At 58.4% G+C, this 19,458-nt stretch carries 14 protein-coding genes; all 14 read right to left on the reverse strand.

All coding sequences use genetic code 11. The features are described 5' to 3' along the window. Positions 1–5 precede the first annotated feature (5 nt). A complete protein-coding gene (locus FRY98_RS05710; protein WP_148450739.1) occupies positions 6–602 on the reverse strand; it encodes a TetR/AcrR family transcriptional regulator in 597 nt (198 codons plus the stop codon). 5 nt (positions 603–607) lie between these two features. Beyond that, positions 608–1,240 carry a YigZ family protein gene (locus tag FRY98_RS05715; protein WP_148450740.1) on the reverse strand — a complete coding sequence of 211 codons (633 nt, stop codon included), beginning with the start codon at positions 1,238–1,240 and terminating at the stop codon, positions 608–610. A gap of 113 nt (positions 1,241–1,353) precedes the next feature. Further along, on the reverse strand, positions 1,354–2,709 hold the full coding sequence (locus FRY98_RS05720) for a glucose-6-phosphate isomerase (protein ID WP_148450741.1): 1,356 nt from the start codon (positions 2,707–2,709) through the stop codon (positions 1,354–1,356). A gap of 155 nt (positions 2,710–2,864) precedes the next feature. Next, the gene (locus tag FRY98_RS05725; protein WP_148450742.1) at positions 2,865–3,749 is read right to left on the reverse strand and encodes an NAD(P)-dependent oxidoreductase; all 885 of its coding nucleotides are present in this window, start codon (positions 3,747–3,749) and stop codon (positions 2,865–2,867) included. A 178-nt stretch (positions 3,750–3,927) separates the two neighbouring features. Then, positions 3,928–4,248, reverse strand: a complete 321-nt coding sequence (gene ppnP, locus FRY98_RS05730) for a pyrimidine/purine nucleoside phosphorylase (RefSeq protein WP_148450743.1) — start codon at positions 4,246–4,248, stop codon at positions 3,928–3,930. 34 nt (positions 4,249–4,282) lie between these two features. Continuing rightward, complete coding sequence (gene tkt, locus FRY98_RS05735) at positions 4,283–6,307, reverse strand: transketolase (RefSeq protein ID WP_148450744.1); 2,025 nt, start codon at positions 6,305–6,307, stop codon at positions 4,283–4,285. Positions 6,308–6,567: 260 nt separating this feature from the next. Then, positions 6,568–9,423, reverse strand: coding sequence for a VWA domain-containing protein (locus FRY98_RS05740; protein ID WP_148450745.1), 2,856 nt, complete (start codon positions 9,421–9,423; stop codon positions 6,568–6,570). Further along, positions 9,404–11,371 (reverse strand): vWA domain-containing protein, encoded by a 1,968-nt coding sequence (locus FRY98_RS05745; RefSeq protein WP_148450746.1) that lies wholly within the window; start codon positions 11,369–11,371, stop codon positions 9,404–9,406. Before FRY98_RS05745 ends, FRY98_RS05740 begins: the two co-directional genes overlap by 20 nt. Positions 11,372–11,409: 38 nt before the next feature. Continuing rightward, positions 11,410–12,300, reverse strand: coding sequence for a DUF58 domain-containing protein (locus FRY98_RS05750; protein ID WP_148450747.1), 891 nt, complete (start codon positions 12,298–12,300; stop codon positions 11,410–11,412). Continuing rightward, the gene (locus FRY98_RS05755; protein WP_148451202.1) at positions 12,297–13,286 is read right to left on the reverse strand and encodes an AAA family ATPase; all 990 of its coding nucleotides are present in this window, start codon (positions 13,284–13,286) and stop codon (positions 12,297–12,299) included. Before FRY98_RS05755 ends, FRY98_RS05750 begins: the two co-directional genes overlap by 4 nt. 38 nt (positions 13,287–13,324) lie before the next feature. Further along, on the reverse strand, positions 13,325–15,049 hold the full coding sequence (locus FRY98_RS05760; protein ID WP_148450748.1) for a phage tail tape measure protein: 1,725 nt from the start codon (positions 15,047–15,049) through the stop codon (positions 13,325–13,327). 37 nt (positions 15,050–15,086) lie between these two features. Then, positions 15,087–16,034 carry an ABC transporter permease gene (locus tag FRY98_RS05765; protein ID WP_148450749.1) on the reverse strand — a complete coding sequence of 316 codons (948 nt, stop codon included), beginning with the start codon at positions 16,032–16,034 and terminating at the stop codon, positions 15,087–15,089. Then, complete coding sequence (locus tag FRY98_RS05770; protein ID WP_148450750.1) at positions 16,009–16,959, reverse strand: ABC transporter ATP-binding protein; 951 nt, start codon at positions 16,957–16,959, stop codon at positions 16,009–16,011. Before FRY98_RS05770 ends, FRY98_RS05765 begins: the two co-directional genes overlap by 26 nt. Then, positions 16,956–19,334 (reverse strand): DUF7408 domain-containing protein, encoded by a 2,379-nt coding sequence (locus tag FRY98_RS05775; protein ID WP_148450751.1) that lies wholly within the window; start codon positions 19,332–19,334, stop codon positions 16,956–16,958. The genes FRY98_RS05770 and FRY98_RS05775 overlap by 4 nt, the downstream gene beginning before the upstream one ends. Between the last annotated feature and the right edge of the window lie 124 nt (positions 19,335–19,458).

A 19,458-nucleotide genomic window follows, 5' to 3' on the forward strand; every position in this document is an offset into this window, starting at 1 on the left:
ACGTCCTATGACGTCAATCGATAGCTGCTTTGACTTAGCACTTTCACGTGGGCTATAGCGGCGGGTGAAATCTCCTCGAAGGTCAGGCGATCTTGGATATAAAACGAGATAAATCCGTGGATTCCCAAAAACATGCTCAACGGCAAGGATGGATTATCCTCCATGGGATGCCGCTCCTCTTTCAAAAAGCCGCGGATGATCCGGTCGAACATATCAAAACATTTGGCCTGTTCAGCCCGGCAATAAGTCAGAATCTCCTCATCCCGAAGCATGAACATAATTTCATATTGATGCGGATGCTCCAAACCGAACTTGATGAATTCCAGCATCAACTGTTCCACCTTCGTCAAACCTTCGCTTGGCGGACGCTTGGTCACCTGTTCGCATAACCGGGCCAAATGGTTGAAGTCCTGGACGACGATGGCGTAGAACAATTCCGCTTTTTCCTTAAAATGATAGTAAAGGGAACCGTGGCTATAGCCTAAATGCTGCCCGATGCTCCTCATGGAAATTCCGCGATAGCCTTTCGTGATAAAAAGATGTCTCGCGGCATCCATAATTCGTTCCCTTGACAACTCCTGCTCTACTGCTCTTCTTGCCATAGGCTTTATTCCCCTTCAATAAAGTAGACCTTTTCACCTTCCGTCATCTTGGCCTGCCCCTGAGTCAGATCGGTCATCCATGCCGCAAAGGCGTCCGACTCTCCTTCCAAAGGCAGACAACGCAATGTTACCTTATCGGCGAACCCGGTTTCTCCCGTGCGAACGCCTCGGTTTCTTAGCTCATTCTCTACCTTGCCGAGCCAGGTGTAATCCAGTTCCACAAAAATCTCGCGGTGCAGGACGCGCGTAATGACTTCCCCGGCTTCCGTCGCGGCGACGGCCCCGTCCGTGTATGCCCGGATCAGCCCTCCGGCCCCCAGCATAATGCCTCCGAAATAACGGGTTACCACAATAGCCACGTTCTTGAGCCCCTGGTTGCGAATGACCTCCAGGATCGGTTTGCCGGCGGTCCCGCTCGGTTCCCCGTCATCCGATTGCTTCTGGATTTCATCCCTTTCCCCGATCATATACGCCGAGCAATTATGAGTCGCGTTCCAATGCCGTTTCTTAATCTCTTCGATAAAAGCTACGGCCTCTTCCTCCGTCTCCACCGGCTTGATCTGGCCGATGAATCTCGACTTCTTGATCACGATTTCCTTTTCTCCGGCTTGGCGCACCGTTCTGTAACGTTCCAGCATGTCATTTCCATCCTTATGAATGTGCCAAGAAGCAGCCCAGCCGGAAAAATCCGGTGAACTGCTTCCTGGCGGCTTTATTCCTGCCTTTATGCAAAGGCTGGTCGATTACTCGATTACTCGGAAAGTCTTGCTTCCAGTTCCGCTTTCTCTTTCTCGTAACCCGGTTTGCCAAGCAGAGCGAACATGTTCTTCTTGTACGCCTCTACGCCCGGCTGGTCGAATGGGTTTACGCCCAGCAGGTAGCCGCTGATGCCGCAGGCCTTTTCAAAGAAGTATACCAGATAACCGAAGGAATATGGAGTCAAATCCGGAACATTGACGACCAAATTCGGAACCTGACCGTCGGTATGCGCCAGCAATGTGCCTTGGAACGCCTTCTTGTTGACGAAATCGAGCGTTTTGCCGGCCAGGAAGTTCAAGCCGTCCAGATCCGCCGGATCGGATTCGATCGTAATGTGGCTAGGCACTTCGGTGACCTGAATAACGGTTTCAAAAATATTGCGGTTGCCTTCCTGAATAAACTGCCCCATGGAGTGCAGGTCTGTCGAGAAGTCCACCGATGCCGGGAAAATCCCCTTGAAATCCTTGCCTTCACTCTCGCCGTAGAGCTGTTTCCACCATTCGGATACGTAATGCAGGGAAGGCTCGTAGTTCACCAGAATTTCCGTAACTTTCCCCTTGCGGTACAGGGCGTTGCGGACCGCCGCATATTGGTAGCTGGCGTTCTCGGCCAGATTCGGATTGCTGTATTCCTTAGATGCGTCGGCCGCGCCTTGCATCATTTCTTCAATGTTAATCCCGGCAGTCGCGATCGGCAGCAAACCTACCGCCGTCAAAACGGAGTAACGCCCGCCCACGTCGTCCGGAATGACGAATGTTTCATAGCCTTCTTCATTGGACAGCTTCTTCAGGGCGCCCTTCTCGCGGTCGGTTGTAGCGTAAATCCGTTTGCGCGCCTCTTCTTTGCCGTATTTCTTCTCCAGGGCCGCACGGAAAATACGGAAAGCGATCGCCGGTTCCGTCGTCGTTCCCGACTTCGAAATGACGTTGATGGAGAAGCCCTTGCCTTCGATCAGGTCGAGGAGATGATTGACGTAAGTCGAGCTGATGTTGTTGCCGGCAAAATAGATTTCCGGAGTTTTACGCTTGTCCTTAGGAAGCAAATTATAGAAGGAATGCGAAAGCGACTCGATCGCCGCGCGGGCGCCGAGGTAAGAGCCGCCGATCCCGATCACGATCAAAACGTCGGAATCGCTTTGGATTTTGGCAGCGGCTTTCTGAATCCGGGAAAACTCTTCTTTATCATATGCCGTAGGGAGGTCGATCCAACCCAAGAAATCGGAGCCGGCGCCTGTCCCGTTATGTAATTGCTCGTGAGCCGCACGGATTTGGGCTTCCAAATTATCGACTTCGTGCTGACCTACAAATTGCAATGCTTTGCTGTAATCAAACGTTACTTTTTTAGACATGCTGATAATTACCTCCATCTATTTATTGGTCTCACTGCCTATCCAGAGGACAACCATGGTGCATTAACTTGTAACTAGGATACTGTAAAATACCCGTGAAAACAAGGGCACTTTATACACCTTTCCGGGGGAGGAACCGGCTCCCCCGCTCTATTTTACCGTTCCGTATAATACTTAAAAAGCACCTGTGTTCCTTTATTCTCATACCCCTCGCTCGCAAGCTGCTTATAAAGCGATTCGGCCAAAGCGAGCCCCGGCGTATCCAATCCCATCTCCCGCACCGATTCGAGAGCGATTCCCATATCTTTAATAAAATGCTTCACATAAAAACCGGGCTCGAAATTCCCCGCGATCATGCGCGGACCCAAATTGCTGAGCGACCAGCTGCCGGCCGCTCCGCTCTCGATACTCCGCAGCACGGTTTCCGGATCAAGCCCCGCGCTCCGCGCATAGGCCAGCGACTCGCTGACCCCCATCATCCCCGAGGCGATCGCGATCTGGTTGCACATCTTCGTGTGCTGGCCTGCCCCTGCTTTGCCTTGAAGCACGATGTTGGTGCCCATGAGCCGGAAGAGCGGCAGTACCGCGTTAAAGTCCGCCTCATCGCCGCCGACCATAATGGAAAGTTTGGCATCGCGGGCCCCGATGTCCCCGCCGGAAACCGGAGCATCCAGACCGTGAAGTCCCCGGGCGGCGCAAGCTTCATAAATCCGCCCGGCCAGCAGCGGACTTGAGGTTGTCATATCGATTAAATAAGCTCCCGGCTTGGCTCGTTCCACCAGCCCGTTGCTTCCCAAATAAATGTCCTCCACATCTTTCGGATAACCGACCATCGTAAAGACCACATCGCATGCCGCAGCCAGATCCCCCGGCGTTTCATGCCATACGGCTCCGCCTTCCACCAATTCCTTCGCCTTTTCGGCCGTTCGGGTATACACATGCAGCGGATAACCGGCGTTTTGAATGTGGCCGGCCATGCTTTTGCCCATAACCCCGATTCCGATAAAGCCTACCGATGTACTTTCAGGTGTGATTGTCATAGTCGTATCCTCTCCTCGTCCGTATACGCATTAGAATGCATAATCAGTACCGTAACCGATACAAGTTCGTGTTTTCAGTAATAACACAACTCGGCTCCTTCAGGCAACCGCCCGTATGGGAAAAGGCAGATACAGCGCTGAGCATGTACCTGCCTTTTGATAGAAATCCAACTTGAACTTAAGCCCCTGAACCGTAAGAGCAGCAGTAATCCGTAACGCTTTGGACCACCAGCTTGAAGGAGGAGTTTGCGGGCACGGTAAACGTTCCGCGTCCGCTGATCTCTCTCCATATCGTTTCGCCCGGAAGCAGGACCTTCAGGTCTCCGGAGAGAATGTCCATCACTTCCAGCGAGTCCGTACCGAACTCATACTCGCCGGGAAGCATAATTCCGAGCGTAATTTTATTTCCGTCCTGCAGCCATACCGTCCGGCTCGTTACTTTGCCGTCAAAGTAAATGTTGGCGGCCTTGTCTACAGTTACATTTTTGAATTGCTCCACGCTTCCCGCTCCCCTCGGTCCTCTTTGATGGATGTTATTTCAATTGATCCTTAACGTGCTTCACCACATTGGCCACGGTAAAGCCGTACTCCTCGATCACCTTGTCTCCAGGCGCGGATGCCCCAAAGGTGTTGATGCCGATGACGCTGCCCTTCTCGCCCACATAACGCTCCCATCCGAACGGATGCGCCATTTCCACGGCAACGCGGGCTTTCACGTCAGGCAGAATGACGGAATCTTTGTATGCCTGATCCTGCTTGTCGAAAAGATCCCAGCTCGGCAGGCTGATCACGCGTACATGAATGCCTTCTTCCGCCAAAGCGGCCTGAGCCCGAACCGCAAGCTGCACTTCGGAACCGGTGGCGATAATCTGGGCAACCGGTTTGCCGTCCTTGGCATCCGACACGACATAGCCGCCGCGTTTAACGCCTTCCCGCGCCAGTTCGGCCGTCTTTTCCAGAATCGGCAAGTTTTGACGAGTCAGCACCAGAGCCACCGGATTGGAAGTGTTCTCCACCGCATAAGCCCAAGCGGCGGACGTTTCGTTGCCGTCGGCAGGACGGATGACCGTCAGACCCGGAATAATGCGAAGCGAAGCCAACTGCTCGATCGGCTCGTGCGTAGGACCGTCTTCCCCAACGGCGATACTGTCGTGGGTGAGAACGTAGGTCACAGGCAGTTTCATAAGCGCGGCAAGACGCACAGCCGGACGAAGGTAATCCGTGAACACGAAGAACGTGCCGCCGAACACTTTAAGTCCGCCATGCAGCGCGATCCCGTTCATCGCCGCGGCCATGCCGAATTCGCGCACGCCGAAGTACAGGTTGCGTCCTTCGCGGCTTTGCGGCGTATAGACCGGAAGACCTTTGAGGTGCGTCATCGTCGAGCTTTCCAGGTCGGCCGAGCCGCCGAGAAGCTGCGGTACGCCGCCGGTCAATCCGTTCAGCGCGTTGCCGGAAGCGACGCGGGTGGACAGCGCTTTGTCGTCCGCGCTGTATTTCGGCAGATCCTTGTCCCAACCGGATTCCAGTTCGCCGGAGATCGCTTTTTCGAATTGCGCGGCCAGTTCCGGATACTGGGCTTTATATTTGGCAAATGTCTCGTCCCATGCTTTGTTCGCCGCGATGCCGCGCTCTTTGACTTGAGCGAAATGGTCGCGGACTTCCTGCGGAACGTAGAAGTCTTCTTCATAAACCCATTTGTAAAAATCTTTGGTCAGTTTGGCTTCTTCCGCGCCAAGCGGAGAACCGTGCGTACCGCCATGGCCGCCCTTGCCTTGCTTGTTCGGGCTGCCGTAACCGATGACCGTCTTCACCTCGATCAAAGTCGGACGCTCCGTGTCGCGCTTGCCTTCTTCGATCGCCGCCGCGATGGCGGACAGATCGTTGCCGTCTTCGACGAGAAGCGTCTGCCAGCCGTAAGCTTCAAAACGCTGTCTTACCTTCTCGGAGAAGCTGAGGTTAAGCTCGCCGTCCAGCGAGATATCGTTGGAATCGTAAAGGAAAATCAGCTTGCCCAGCTTCAGATGACCAGCCAAGGAGGCAGCCTCGCTGGCAACGCCTTCCATCAAGTCTCCGTCGCCGCAGATGCCGTAAGTATAGTGATCGATCAGTTTCAAATCGCCTTTGTTGTAGGTAGCCGCGAGTTGGGTTTCGGCAAGCGCCATCCCCACCGCCATGGCGATCCCTTGTCCAAGCGGGCCCGTCGTGGCGTCAACGCCCGCGGTGTGTCCGAATTCGGGGTGACCCGGCGTCTTGCTGCCCCATTGGCGGAACTGCTTGATCTCTTCCATCGGAAGGTCATATCCGCTCAAATGAAGCAAGCTGTACAACAGCATGGAGCCGTGTCCAGCCGACAGGACGAAACGGTCGCGGTTGATCCACGTCGGATGATCCGGGTTGTGCGTCATCGTTTTGGCGAACAGCTGATAACCCATCGGCGCGGAACCCATCGGCATCCCCGGATGGCCGGATTTCGCCTTTTCGATGGCGTCGATCGCAAGCGTACGAATCGTCGTGATCGACAAATTTTCAATGGTGTTGTTGTCTGACAATGGCATTTCTTTTCCTCCTTGGTCATGGAAAAATACGTTGTGCATCAAGAAAGGCTAGAGCTTGCTAAGTTAAACATTCAAATTGAAAAGATCATTTTGACTTTATCTATTGTACCACTACCTGCATCTCTTTTCCATAACAAGATGACTTTCTCAACAATCGTCCATAGCTTTCCCACGGGGAAGGCAAGAATACCTGAAAGCGCCAAAAAGAATGCTCCTCCCGCGGCGGTCGCGCGGAAGCCCTAATCCGGCAGCGCCAAGCGCTACCGGCCGCCCCGCCGCTTGGCCTCCAGCAGGCGGCCAAGCCGGTCCGCGCCTCCGTCCCCGGCGGGCGCGGTCTCCTGTCCGGCCTCCTCCGGCGGAGGGGAGGCCGGCGGCTGCGGCGGGGCATCGGCGGCGGCTTTGCCGCCGGTGCCCGCGCCGTAAAAGGCGGCCGCGCGCGATTTCCGCGCGGCCAGCCGGGCGAGCCCGGCGTCCGCTCCGGCGGCGGACGCAGCGGGCGATTCCGCCGCGAGCGCGCGGGCGCGGCGGCGCCAAGGGCTGGCGGCGGCGAGGAACGCCGCCAGCCGGGACCATGGCAGCGCCAGACGCCGGACGGCGATGTCGGCGAGCCAGAGCAGCAGCGCCGCGGCCAGCAGCGGGCGCTCCCAACCGCGCAGCGACCTTTCGGGCTGCGCCTCAAAGCGGAACGCCGCCTCCGGGTCGTTCCAGTCCAGCACCCGGCCGCCGGTCTGCTCAGCCAAAGCCTGCAGCTTGTCCTCCTGCGCCCCACCGGCCGGAATGCGGAATTCCGGCGAGTACGGCACGACGAAGCCGGTGCCCGTGCTGCCGTTTAGCGCCTTGCCGCTGCCACTGTCGTCTTTGGCCTGCAGGTTGAGCAAAAAGGAGCCCGGCGTGCGGATGTCCGTCGATCCGGTATAAACGCCCGGGGAGATCTGCGTGAGCGCAACCCGGCTCTCCCCGCCTTCTTCCCCGGTAACGACCGCTTCCAGCTCATCCGGAGCGTCCGCTGCTTCCGACGTGACTTCAAAATGCACTTCATTTCCCGTCACCGTAGTGTTCACTTCGTAAGGGGACGCGGAAAATTGCGGAAAGGTCCACTTCACCATCTCCGTAAACCATCCGGGAAAATCCGGCCATTTGACCCAATCCTTCGACCATTTCCCCGTCAGGTCGCTCGTCCAGGCCACCGTCCGCCCCGATCCGTACTGCCACCTGGCCAGCAGGGGGTCGGGCTCCGGGCTCGACAGCACGGTCTGGGCCGTAAGCTTAGGCGTGGCGGCGACGTACCCATAGATGCGCGGCGTCCCGTCACGGAACCAGCCGCCCCAATCCCCCGGCTGCACAAGCGCCGGGACGAACGGGCGGTCGACGATATAAGTTCTGGCGATCATCGCGGCCTCCCGGCTGAAAATGGCCGGCAGCGTCGTGGCATCCTCCACCAGATAATACCGCCCTTTGGCCCCGTTCGCCAAGAATTGCAGCAGATTCACGTCGGCATCCTGGCCGACCGCTACGGTCGACATCGTGATTTTCCCGTCCACCATCGTTTTCAGCAGTTCGTCATACCCCGAATTCACGGCAGACTGGCCGTCCGTCAGCAGAATGATATGCTTCCGCTGCGCCTCCGCCGCCAGCATTTTCTCCGCGGCCTCCGACACCGCGGGGAAAATATTCGTCCCGCCCGCGCTCGGTATACCGCCGATTTGAGCGATCACCTCTTCTTTATCGTCCAGCGTCCGGGGTTCGACCACCCACCAGGGCTTGTCGTCGAACGCCACCACGCCGACCGTGTCTTTCGGCCGCAGCTGTTCCACCGTACGCATCGCCGATTCCTTGGCCAGCTCCAGTTTATCCCCGGTCATACTGCCCGACCGGTCGATAACCAGGATTAGCCCGAGGGAGGGGACTTCCCGTTTTCCCTCGAGTTCCATGGAAACGGGAAGCAGCTGCTCGATCGGCGTTTTATAGTAACCGCCCATTCCGAAGCTGTCCTCGCCTCCAATCATCATAAAGCCAACGCCAAAGGAGCGGACCGCCTGTTCGATCAGTTCCATTTGCTTGCCGCCGACCTGCTCGCCGGACACATTATTAAACAGAATGCTTTCGTATCCGGCATACTTGGCCAGTTCCGAGGGCAGCATGCCGGGCGGGATGACCTCGTAATCGATCAGCCCGGATTTCAACGCGTTTTCCAGATTGGAGGAGGTTCCCGGCTTTCCTTCGACGATCAGCACTTTGGGCTCGCCTTTCACGCGGGTGAACGCATAATGGACATTGTTCTCGGCGCGTTCGTCCGCACCCGCAAAAAATTCGGCCCGGTAGCGGTGCAGCCCCGGCTCTTTCGCCAATCCTTGCAAGGCAAGGCGGTTGTCCCCCCGCTCCAGCGCGATCCGATGCCGCCCGATCTCCCGGTTGTCCTCATACAGCCGAAGCTCCCCGGCTCCGGCAAAGGTGCTGCGGATTAGGACTTCAAAGGCAAAGGCTTCTCCCGGATACAGTTGTTCGGGCAGACTGAATTCCTCGATCGCTGCGTCCGTATGGAGCGGCGGCGTGATTTCCGCCACGTCGACCGCGATACCGCGTTCCTTCAGCAGCGCGGCTTCCGCAGCCGCGTCGCCGACATTCTCCCGTCCGTCCGAGATCAGGACGATCCTCCGATTCTCTTTGCCCGCAAACAGCCCGCCCGCGACCTGAAGTCCTTTCGCAAGATGGGTGAATCCCGGATTGACGTCCGCCCCCAGGCTTGCTTCGGATACGGGACGCGCATCCAGGTTTTTCTCGATCAAACCGTCAAGACCGAAGGAAACGACGCCCGCCCGATCCCGTTCGTCTTTTGCCGCGGAGGCTCTGCGGATCCATTCCTGCGCGGAATCCGTTTCCTCGACGCTCGCCGAGCGGTCGACGAGAAAGACCACCTCCTTCTCTTTAACCAGAGCGTACGTTTGAAATCCGGCAAGAACCATAAGAAGAAGCATAAGGATGGCGGTTCTCAGGCCGATGGCCCATTTTTTGCGCCCTCCCTTCAGTCCGAAATCGGAGCGAAGCGAGTAAACTACAAAGGCACCTAATGGGAGCAGCAGCAACAGCACCCAAGGATTATGAAATTGAACGCCCACGCCGGTACACCCCCCACTCCGTCAAAATCACAGCGATGGCCAGGATCACAGCCAAATACACCAAAGAGTACCGGGTTTTTGACTGCTCCGGACGGGTCTCCGCCTCTTTTTCCTGCGAGGCTGTGCCCGCACCGCCGGCGGACAAGACGGGGCCGCGAAGCGAGGATTCCGCCGGATCGGCCGTCACTTCCAGCAGAAAGCCCGGCCCCTCAGCGCCGTCATTGGCAAAGACCCGCAGCCTCCATAAACCGGGAATGCCGGGAGCCTGCTGATTGGCGGAGAATTCTCCCCTCTCCGGGGATATCGGTATTTCGCCGCTCCCCTGGCGGGCGGCGTATCCTTCGAGCGGAGTCCAAACCGCCCGGACCGTATCCGCGGCGAAAGGAATCTCCAATTCGCTTCCGGCGACCGCCCTTCCCAGCCCGGCCGTTCCCCCGGCCTTCAGCCAATCCACGGCGTTCTTCACCAAAATGGGGAACTCGGGCCGCAGGGGGAGATCCCCGTCCTGCAAATCAAACAAAAAAACGAGACGCGGGACGCCGTTCTCAGTCCCCGCGTAGGCGGCAGGAAGCCCGCCGACCGTCCAGATTGGCTTGGCCCAGACCGGAATCTCTGCTTTTCGCAGTTGTCCGGCCGGAGGATCCGCCATCGTCAAATAACGCGTAACCGGGTGCTCCCCGATGACGACTTCGCTGGACGCGAGGCGCATTTTGTCCCCCCGTCCTCCCCAGCTCCAGAGCGGCGTTTCCTTAAACAGCGCGGCCCACTCCCCTTCCCGCGCGAACTCCGGCAGCGGACCGTCGACGATGATAAGATCCGGACGGCGCTCCGGAAGCGATGGAGCTTTCCCTTCCGCTCCGTCGCCTCCCTCCGCCGGAAGCTGCATCCGCGACAACCGGGCTCCGGTAAGCTGCACGGCTTTCTCCAGAAACAAATTCCCCGGGGATAGAAGCAGCACGTTCGGGGAGTCGGCCCGTTCCAAAAAAGCAAACGCCTCGTCGTCCGGAGCATACGCATCCGTCTCCTCAACCGCCAAACGATATACGTCGGCCCCGGGGAGGTCCTCGAAAGTCAAGGTTGATTTAGACTGTTCCCGAAGTACCGCGGTCTTCGTCGCCAGCAGTTCCCCGTCCCCGTAGAGGTTCAGGGTCGCTTTCGTCTCTACGCTCCCGAAGTTCTTCACGACCGCCACCCCGGCGATACTCGTTTGGGTATGGTCGTTCGACTTCACGCCGAATTGTTCGATGGCGGTATTCCGCACCTCCCCTTCGGCTTCAACCGGAACGTATTCGACCGGCGTTTCGCTCCCCGCGTTGTTGACGTCCGCGAAGGCTTCGTTCCAGGGGCTGTCCGAAAACAGCATGATGCGTGCCCCGGAATCGCTTCGTGTTAATGCCGTGGCCAGGGACAGCGTTTCCCGGTAAGCCGCCGAGCCGTAATCCGGAGAAATCCCCGACACCGCCCGGCGAAGCTTGTCCTTGTCCGACTCCTTCGACATTAAAACTTCGGGTTTGCCGCCGAGTTGAAGCAGCGTGATTTCCTCGTCGACCCCTTTGTTTCCGATGTACTCCGAAAGCCGCTCCTTCATCCGGTCTAACCGGCTGACCGGCTCCGCCTCACCGTTCTCCCCCGCCTCGGCGGCTGCGCTCATGCTAGCCGACGTGTCCATAATGATGACCGTATGGCCTTGAAATCCGCCTTGAACCCACACGAAAGGCAGCATCAACGCAACCGTGAGGAGGGCGGCCACAAGCAGCTGAAACCACAACAGCAGCCGGTTCTGCAGCTTTTGCCAAGGGCGGTTCGCTTCCATATTGCGCAGCACCCGGTTCCACAGCATATGGCTGGGGACGAGCATATCCGCATATTTTCGCTTAAACAGATACATGACGACGATCGCCGGCAAAGCAAGTCCGAACCACAGGCCGGCCCAGGAAGCGAATTCCATCCGCTCTTCCCCCCTTTCCTTGTTTATAAAACCGTTCTTTAACCGAGGAGCCCCGCAGTGCGAAGGGTCTGAAAAATCCCCTTTTCCAATGGCAAATCCGTGGGGATCACAACGTAGCGAATACCTCGCTCCAAGCAGAAAGCCGAAATTCGGCCGGTATAATCCTTCCATTCCGCCGCATAGCTCTCCAGGACTCTGCCGCTTATGGCCAGTTCTTTACCCGTTCCCAGCTCGCTGTCCACCAGCCGTAAATCCCCGCTAAAGGCCGGCTTGATCTCCGCGGGAGAAACGATCTGGACCAGCACGATATCCTGTCCGGCGGCCAGCAGATAGGAGAGCGCGTCCTTCAAGCCATCCACCCCGTCCTCCAGCCACAAATCGGAGAAAATCCAGGCCATGCCGGGACGGACGGGCAGCGAAGCGGGGGTGCTGAGCGCGGTCCGGATGTTCCCAACCCCGGAAGGGACGGCCTCTTCAAGAAACCGGAACAACCGAAGCACCGAGGCTTTGCCTCGAATCACCGGCAGCTTTTGCCGGATCGCATCCGTAAACACCGCCCCCGCCACCCGGTCGTCCGCGGCCAAAGCCATATAGCCGACCGCAGCCGCCAGCCTTTTCGCGTAGCGGAGTTTGTTCTCCTCGCCGAAATCCATCGAAGCCGAAACGTCCAGATACAGACTGACCATCAATTCCTGCTCGTCCCAATACTGGCGGACAAAAGGACGGCCCGTCCGCCGGTACACCCCCCAATCAAAGCGGCGGATGTCATCACCCGGCGTGTACTCCCGGTAATCGGCAAACTCCTGGGATGCTCCGAGGCGGCCGGATCGTCTCTTGCCCTGGGCCGTCCCTCGGACCTGCCGTCCGGAGTTCAGGGACAGTCTCTCCAAGCGGGGGAGCAGGGAAGGCGGAAGAAGCGGCTGATTCATCTGGCACCCTCCAGCACGGCGAGGATTTCCTTTATGATCGCATCCGTCGAGATCCCCATGGCCTGCCCTTCGAAATTGAGGAACAGCCGGTGGCGCAGCGCCGGCACCGCTACCGCGGCGATATCGCCGGTCGACACGTGCAGACGCCCCTTGGAGATCGCCCGCACCTTGGCCGCCGCAATGATCGATTGAATGCCGCGCGGGCCCGACCCGAAACGGACGTAGCTGCGAACCGCTTCCGGTGCGGCCTGTTCCTCCGGATGCGTCATCATCAGGAGGCGTATGCCGTAATCCAGCACCTCGTCGGCCAGCAGCACCTCCCTGGATGCCTGCCGAATCTCCAGCAGATCGGCCACCTGGGTCCGTCGGTCCGGTACCGGCGTGGGCCCTGAGGTCGTCCGGCGAACGATTTCCTTAAGCTCTTCCGGGGATGGGTAGCCGACATGAATTTTCAGCATGAACCGGTCAAGCTGGGCTTCGGGCAGCGGATAAGTTCCTTCCTGTTCCAACGGGTTTTGCGTGGCCAGCACGAAAAAAGGATGCGGCAGTTTCCGCGTCTCCCCGCCCACCGTAACGGTCTGCTCCTGCATGGCTTCGAGCAGGGCGCTTTGGGTTTTCGGGGAAGCCCGGTTGATCTCGTCGGCCAGCACGATGCCGCTGAACACGGGGCCGGGCTGGAATACGGCGTCCGCCGCCCCCTGCGGCCCGAACCGGATGACATTCGTCCCGGTGATATCGCTCGGCATCAAATCCGGCGTAAACTGGATCCTCGAGAAGGACAGTTCGAGCGTATCGGCGATCGTTCGGACCAGCACCGTTTTTCCGAGACCGGGAATCCCCTCCAGCAGCGCGTGTCCGCCGGCAAAAATACACCACAACATCTGCTCCACCACGTCCGTCTGCCCCACGATCACACGGGAGATCTGCTCCCGCACGGCCGAAATCGTGTCGCTCCAGGCCTTTACCTGCGGCATCGGTTCCAACATCATCCATCTCCTCCTTAGTTGTAAATACAAAAAAACGATTAAGACCCCGGGTCAATTTCCGTAAAATAACGCTCGACCAGTCCCTGCATCCGCTGGGGAAGATCCTTCCGCTCCAGCGACCGTTTGGCTTCGGCCGCATAGTCGCTGTAGACCTCTTCATAGGGACGGCTGACGCCGTCCAAGACCGGAGACTTGCCTCCTTTTTGCACACTGCCTCCGGTAGCGGGACCCCCGTCGGTTTCGACCCGGCCGCCGCCCTGAATACTCCGCGGCGTCGTCACCAGCGTGCGGCCGCCGCTGCCAAGCCCGGCGCCGGAGCCCTGGCCTTGACCGGCGCCAATCCCCTGACCGCGACCGCCGGTTCCGGACCCCGCACCCGAGCCCTGGCCTTGGCCGATTCCCGACCCGCCGCCGCTTCTTTGGCCGGCCCCTGCACCTGAGCCATCGCCGGGCCCGTTTCCTTCACCGGTGCCGCGGCCGCCCGGGGCGTTCTCTCCCGGCGCATTGCCGGGAGAAGCGCCGCTGCCGGACGCGGCGCTTCCGGCGGCCAACTGCTCCGCCCGGCCGCCCTGGCCCCAGGCGCCCGAAACGGCCAACCCGGAGGCGGCCATGTCCTCCGCCAAATCCAGCCCCTGCTCCGCCAAGGCCGCCGCCAACTCGGACGCGGACGCGGCTTGGCCGGATTTGGTCTCCGAGGCGCGGATGTCCCGCTCCATCGCTTCGGCCAATTCCTCCAGCGCCCGGTCCGCCCCGGCGGCCTCTCCGCTCTCCAGCGCTGCGGCCGCTTTCCGCAGCGCTTCCCCGAGCCGCTGCGCATCCGCATCTTCGTCGGGCGCGGTTTCGGCCAGTTGCCGAAGCGCTTCCGCCAGGCTCTCCCGCTGCTCCACGGTAAGGCTCGGCGCCTTCTGCCTCAGCTCGTCCACCGCCTTGCCGGCTTCATCGGGGCTCTTCATCTCCAGCGCTTTGCCCAACTTCCCGGTATCGGCGCGGCTTTTCCAGGCCTCGAGCCAATCCTCGCGCCGACGCTGCTCCAATTCAAGCTTATCCGCCATCTCGTCCAGCTTCCGCATTTTTTCCTCGAGAAGGTCCAACGCTTGGTCCGGATTTCGACTCTGCCGCAAAGCCTGCCGGAGCTCGGCCAGCTCGTCGGACAACGCCGTCTTCGCCTGCGGGTCCAGCGTTTCCGCCTTCAACTGCTCCAGCTTCCGCTCGGTCTCCGTCTGTTGGGTACGAACCCAGTCCCGCGCTTGGCGGTTCTTTCGCACCGTCTCGTCCATCGGATTCGGCAGCACGGCCAGCAGGAGCACGGCCAGCAGGCCCGCGGCGGCGGCAAGCGGCCAATAGCGGCGGCGCGGCAGCGGCAGGCGCTGTTTCAGCTCGCCGATATAGGCCGCGCCGTACGCCTCCGCCTGTCCCCGTTGCTGACGGGCGGCCGGCGAGTCTTCTCCGGCGAAGGCGAACGCCGTCGCCAGCAGATCCTGCCGCTCCTCCCCCGGTTCGGCCCGGTCCATCGTCCGGGCCGCTTCCGCGAGCGGCACCCAGTTAAAGCGGCCGTACAGCCAGCCGGCCGCTGTGAACACCCCTATGCTGGCCGCCGCATACATCCATGGCCCCTCCAAGGGCCACAATCTGCCGGCAGCCAGCCACAGAAGGGCGGCGGCAAGCCCCGACAGAAATCCCCATCTCATCCCGTCCAGTTCGCGAAACCGCTGTAATCGCCTGCGGACGAGCTTCAACTGTCGGTGGAACTCGAACTCCTCCATATTGCCGCCTCCTCCCGTCATCTTTTAGTTAAACGATTCATGGCTGCTTTCGCATCACCTTGTCGGTCGCTTCGCCGCCTGTTTCCCGCGGTCTCTCGGGACGGAATCGTTTGCCTCTGACCGGACGGATTTTGCGGATGGCCACCCAGAGAAAAATAACGATCCCGACAGCATAAACGAGTACAAACTCCAGCCACAACGGAATGGGCGCCTTGGCCTGAAAATTGCCCCCGTTAACCAAGAAGGCGGATTCCGAGAACGAAGGCTCCAGGATGCTGATGAGAGCCCCGGCCGGATTGAGCCCAAGCACATACCCGACCCAGGAATAAGGCTGCGGAGGGCCGGATGCCGCGTATTGCTGCGCCTGTTCTATGCTTAAGGCAAACAAGAACACGAGTCCGGTCACCAAGAAAATGATCAGTCCCGTCCCGTAGGTCATGATCACGGAAACCATGGTTCTTTTGAACAGCGTGGAGTACATCACTCCGATCGAGCCGAGCAGCAGCATGACAAAAAGATAGAAAATAAAGACCGAAAGCAATTGGCTCGGAGAAACCCCGCCATACAGAAACACGATGCTGTAGACCGGCAGTGTCGCCACGATCAGGAGGGTTATAAAGCCGAGCGAGGAGACCAGCTTGCTTAGAATAATCGTCGCCGAACTTTGCTGCGTCGTCAGCAGCATGTTCAGCGTCTGCTTTTCCCGCTCCCCGCTGATCACTCCGGCCGTCAGAGCCGGCGTCATAAAAGCGATCAGAACGAGCTGCGCGATGCTTAGCGCATAGAACATCATCCGGCTGCTGGTCGGGTCGATTCTTCCGGCCTGGCCCATGCCGCCGGAGGTCATCACGTAGATGATGCCCATGGCCAGAAGCCCCATGACCAGCACGTAACTAAGCACCGACACCGCGGCCCTCGGCGTCCGCATCCGCAGACGAAACTCCTTGTCCAGGACGGGATTAATCCACATGTTGCGCCAGTTCATGTTCCGTCCCCCCTTTCGTAATTTCCAGGAAGACATCCTCCAGATTGCTCTGGGCTTCATGGAAAGAGATCACCTGATACCCCGAACCGATGATGCCGCCCAGCAGTTGGGACTGCTCCGCATCGCCACCGCCGAAATGAACATGGATGCCCGTCTCGTCGTGGAGGACCTGGCTGACATGCGCCTCGTCCTTAAGCCGCGCGGCCAGTTCGCCGGCCCGGTCCAGGACGCGGATATGCAGCACTCTTTTGACCCGGAGCCGATTCTGGATCTCGCTCACCCGCCCTTGAGCAATCATCGTTCCGTGCTCGATCACGCCGATTTCATCGACCATCTCCGCCAGCTCGGGCAAAATATGAGAAGAGATGATGATCGTCTTGCCCATCAGCTTCAGTTCCTTCAGAATTTCCCGCATCTCGATGCGAGCCCGGGGATCGAGCCCCGAAGCCGGCTCGTCCAGAATCAGCACCTCGGGATCGTGCACCAGGCACCGCGCCAGACAGAGGCGCTGCTTCATCCCGCGGGACAAGCTGTCGACGTAGGCGTCTTTTTTATCGCTCAAGTTCACAAGCTCGAGCAACTGAGGAATCAGCCGCTCTCTTTCGTCCCTCGGAATGCCGTAGCTGGCCCCGTAAAAATGGAGATATTCCGTCGTTTTGAACTGGTCGTAAACCCCGAAAAAATCCGGCATGTATCCGATTCGCTTGCGGACCTCGTGCGGATACTCCGTCACTTCAAAGCCCCCGACTCTGGCCGACCCGGAGCTGGGGGCCAGCAAGGTCGCCAGGATCGACATCGTGGTCGTCTTTCCCGCTCCGTTCGGCCCCACGAAACCGAACACCGTTCCTTTGGAAATGGTAAGATTCACCGACTTCAGCGCCTCAAAACCGCCGTATGTCTTGCATAAGTTTTTGATTTCAATCATCGGTTTTGCTTTCCTTTCAGCGAAATTTCCGGCAGATCGAAGTAGGTCCATTCTGCGGCTGTAATTTTCACTTTCATAACCCCCCCGCGTACATAAGCTTCCGCTTTCTTGGTGAGGTCGGCCTCGAACTTGGCTCCAAGATCAAACTTCTCCCACTTCCCGAGATCTTCGTTCCAAATCATTATTGTCGTTTTATCCCCGGGATAGGTGGAGCGGATCATCAATCTTGATATCCGGAGATCGCCAAGATCCGGCAAGGTGTATTCCAAGGTCATTTCTCCGTTTGACATGTTGACTCTGTTGGACCCTTCCGTTCCCCAGTCTTTTGCTGTAACCTCCGTAATCCGGGCCCCTATCATCCCGTAAGGAATGGAAACCGCCCCGCCCTGTTCAAAACTCGGAGCGAAAAATTGGGTAACCAGATTAAGCCGGTCGGACTGCGGCGACTTTCCGTTAACCTCATACTGGTCCTGTTCCAGCGGCTCCTCGTTCCATGCGATAAAGGTATGTTTCGTCCAGGCCGATCCCGAGCCCATATACTGGTTGATCATGCCTCTTTGCCGCTGCAGCAAATAATCCTCCTTGTTTCCCGTCGGCGGATACAAGGTGGAACCGTAATCGCCCGTATTAACCACACCGGTGCCCGCCGGAATCTGCACGGTTTTCCCTGGGGGGAGATCGCCGATCTGGTAGACTTTCCCCGCGGAAAGAATGGCTGCTTTTTTCAAATCGGTATGGGTTTCATTCGTCACCGTTCCGGTCAGGCGCCCCTGGTCATCGTACGAGGAATTGATTTTTATGGCCCCGAACTCGGGTAGAATCGTTTCGCCCATCCACAGCTTGGCCAAGGAGCGATGCGTCATGTCCCGGAGCTTCACTTCGGTTGTGTCGGGTTTAACTCTGACCAGTTGACGGTTCGATTGTCCGGCCTGTCCGCCGGAGAGCAATCCGTCCTCCCTGGTCACCGATACAAAGGTGCCCGCCGGAAGAGCAACGTTATAAGTGCCGCCTCGGGGCACAAATATAGCCGAAGCCGTCGAATTTAAAGCACGGCCTTTGCCGTCCAGCTCCACGAAGCTTAACGTATGGCTGCGCAGATTCGATTTTCCGCTCGTTCCCGTCATGTAGACGGCGCCGCTGGCCAAAACCGCGATCAAGGGAATCAATCCCCAGGCCCACTCGCGCTTGTCGATTCTCTTCAAAATGTAATACAGTACAGGCGCCACCAGGATGGCGTATCCGAGAAGCAGCCAGAACAGCGCGGAGAATGGAGGCAGCGTTAAGGAAGGGAAATAATCCAGTAAATAGCTGATATTGGAAGCCAAATTACTGCCGTAGCCCATACCGCCATGGCCCATGGATCCTGAGTTTGCGGAAATCTCCTCCCGCAGCAACCGGTTCCATACTTCGGGATGCCCCGCCCATCCTTGGAGGGGCGCCATCGCCGCATCGTAGGCGGCATAGTAGACTTTTCCTTTACCGACGGACCAGGAGGCGAACAGGGGCAGATCGCCTTCCGCGATGTCCGCCTTTGCCCCCGTCTTCAAACTCGCCTCGGAAACGGGAAAAGGTTCGTTTAAAGATAGCGGCTTCCCCCCTGCTTTCGCTACATTCGGCAAAGAGGATACATCCGCGCTGCCTTTATACTCGACCGGAGAAAGGTCCTCAAACCCTTTTGCGGTCTTGGGATAGCCCTGTCCGCCGGCCAATACGAGCGAGCCGCCGCGGTCGACCCAAGAGCGGATCGCTTCCGCCTGCTCCCTGGTCAGGCTGTCCGCCGGAAAATTGTTCATGACAAGCACATCCAGGCTGCCCAGCAGCGCCGCCTCGTTGGGAATATCGCTCCCTTTTAGCGGGGCGACCACCGCCTGGTTGACGTTTCCGTTAAGGGCCGCGAGAAAATTCATCGTATCGGGATCCGCGGCCAGAACACCGATCAGCGTTCCGCGGACGGAAGCCCTTTGCAGGTAAGGTGTTCCGGAAGAGAACGGAATGTATTTCCCCGACTCGGCCGAACCTTGATAGAAGCGAATTTCATTGTTGTTTTTGCTGAAACTGTCACCCTCGATCCCGAAGGTAACCACCTTCGTCGTTCCCGCGGGCAACTCTACCTGCTGTACGTGGGATATGCGGGTTCCCGTAAAAGGGACCTCCGTTTGCACCACCAGTTCCCCCGAAATGTCCCGATCGCTCGTCAGCGAAATTTTTAAGGGGATCCATTCATTGGATTTGAAAAGTCCGCCAAACCCCTCTTCGCTTTGAACCGTGATTTTCGGTTCGGCCGCGGCGGCGGATACCGGAATGCCCGCAACGCAAAATGCCGCCAGCATCCATCCAAGGCATGCGTACATGACGTATCGTTTTACTGAATGCAACACAAGTTTCCCCTTTCCGAACTAAACAAGTTCCCAGCCATAGATTCCTTCTTTATGTTTAACGGGCAGGCGGCGCAAAAAGTTTCCCCAAAAAACAAAACCGCGCGGCTGATCCGCCTCTGCC

The organism is Paenibacillus faecis (genome assembly GCF_008084145.1).
GTDB classification, from domain to species: domain Bacteria; phylum Bacillota; class Bacilli; order Paenibacillales; family Paenibacillaceae; genus Fontibacillus; species Fontibacillus faecis.

Excerpts from the sequence above, each read along its gene's own strand:
- FRY98_RS05710 (WP_148450739.1), bottom strand. The coding sequence starts at position 602 with ATGGCAAGAAGAGCAGTAGAGCAGGAGTTGTCAAGGGAACGAATTATG.
- FRY98_RS05715 (WP_148450740.1), bottom strand. The coding sequence starts at position 1,240 with ATGCTGGAACGTTACAGAACGGTGCGCCAAGCCGGAGAAAAGGAAATC.
- FRY98_RS05720 (WP_148450741.1), bottom strand. The coding sequence starts at position 2,709 with ATGTCTAAAAAAGTAACGTTTGATTACAGCAAAGCATTGCAATTTGTA.
- FRY98_RS05725 (WP_148450742.1), bottom strand. The coding sequence starts at position 3,749 with ATGACAATCACACCTGAAAGTACATCGGTAGGCTTTATCGGAATCGGG.
- tkt (WP_148450744.1), bottom strand. The coding sequence starts at position 6,307 with ATGCCATTGTCAGACAACAACACCATTGAAAATTTGTCGATCACGACG.
- FRY98_RS05745 (WP_148450746.1), bottom strand. The coding sequence starts at position 11,371 with ATGGAATTCGCTTCCTGGGCCGGCCTGTGGTTCGGACTTGCTTTGCCG.
- FRY98_RS05750 (WP_148450747.1), bottom strand. The coding sequence starts at position 12,300 with ATGAATCAGCCGCTTCTTCCGCCTTCCCTGCTCCCCCGCTTGGAGAGA.
- FRY98_RS05755 (WP_148451202.1), bottom strand. The coding sequence starts at position 13,286 with ATGTTGGAACCGATGCCGCAGGTAAAGGCCTGGAGCGACACGATTTCG.
- FRY98_RS05760 (WP_148450748.1), bottom strand. The coding sequence starts at position 15,049 with ATGGAGGAGTTCGAGTTCCACCGACAGTTGAAGCTCGTCCGCAGGCGA.
- FRY98_RS05765 (WP_148450749.1), bottom strand. The coding sequence starts at position 16,034 with ATGAACTGGCGCAACATGTGGATTAATCCCGTCCTGGACAAGGAGTTT.
- FRY98_RS05770 (WP_148450750.1), bottom strand. The coding sequence starts at position 16,959 with ATGATTGAAATCAAAAACTTATGCAAGACATACGGCGGTTTTGAGGCG.